Source organism: Blautia sp. AF26-2, assembly GCF_003460955.1.
Taxonomy (GTDB): Bacteria; Bacillota; Clostridia; order Lachnospirales; family Lachnospiraceae; genus Fusicatenibacter; species Fusicatenibacter saccharivorans.
In genome coordinates this window covers 1-1,047 of record NZ_QTWD01000006.1, presented here as the reverse complement: position 1 = coordinate 1,047, position 1,047 = coordinate 1, and the positions used below count along the sequence as shown (strand labels likewise).

Annotated in this window: 1 protein-coding gene; it reads right to left on the bottom strand. The window is 48.9% G+C overall.

The window, feature by feature from the left end; translation table 11 throughout:
* A partial coding sequence (locus DWY63_RS08725) for a relaxase/mobilization nuclease domain-containing protein (RefSeq protein ID WP_243001873.1) occupies positions 1–1,047 on the bottom strand: 1,047 nt, incomplete at both ends.

The following is a 1,047-nucleotide window of genomic DNA, read 5'->3' as shown; positions in this document are numbered from 1 at the left end:
CTTTTTCTTTTCTTCCAGCAATTTTGCGTACTCTGTCTGTAACTCTTTGACCTTGGGCAGCTTCTTGACGCCCATCTCATCAAAGGCATTCTTAGCAGCCTGGTGGAGCAGAATTTCTTCCTCATGTTCCTCCCGGAATTTCTTAGAGTAGCCCGCCTTGCGGTATGCCACATAGACCTCACGGGTCTTGGCATAATTTACGATGTAAGTACGCAGAACAGCAATCTCTGCCATGCGCTTTTCAGCCGCTTTGATCTGCGCCGAAAGTTCATTGTGATGTGCCGTGGCAGCCGCAGCCTTTTTTTCCAAAACCGCATACTCCAGCAGATTGTTCTCTGACAGGTAATTCATGGTCTGCGCCATTTGTTTCAGATTAAAAACTTTAGCCCATCGAGCATAGCCAGCACCTTTTCCAGCCTGCAATTTTGCCTGAATGTCCACCAGCAGATTGATCTTCGGCGTCTCTGCCTGTGTGACTGTTTTCTTTCGCGGGGTATGTGCTTTCTTCCCGGAGAGAACTGCCCGCAAATCTTCCAATCCATATCCTTCGCCCAGACTGTCCATGCGGGCGGCTTTTTCCCAACCAAAGAGCTTCAGTCGATACGATTTTCCGCGCTTTGAAACTTCACAACCATACTCTTGCAACAGCTTCAGCAGTTCTTCAAAGTCAGCAGGACTTTGTGATAATGCGTTGTCAATCGCCACACGAAGCAGCTCTCGGTGAGAGGGCTTTGCCTGATCGCCCAGCCATTTGTTATAGCTCTTTCCATGAGGTTTCGGATTCTCTACAATGGACAGTCCATTCTCAATACAGATGGTGTCACTTAGCCGACGAACCGCCTTGGTGCTGCCCCAAAAGTTTCGGAACTTCCGGTCATATTCTAAGCTGACCGATGACCAGATAATGTGATTATGAATGTGCGACTTGTCTATGTGCGTGCATACCACAAAAGCATGATTGCCTTTGGTAAAACGCCTTGCAAATTCTACGCCCAGCCGTTTTGCTTCTTCCGGGGTAATCTCACCGGGGCGGAAGGACTGGCGCAC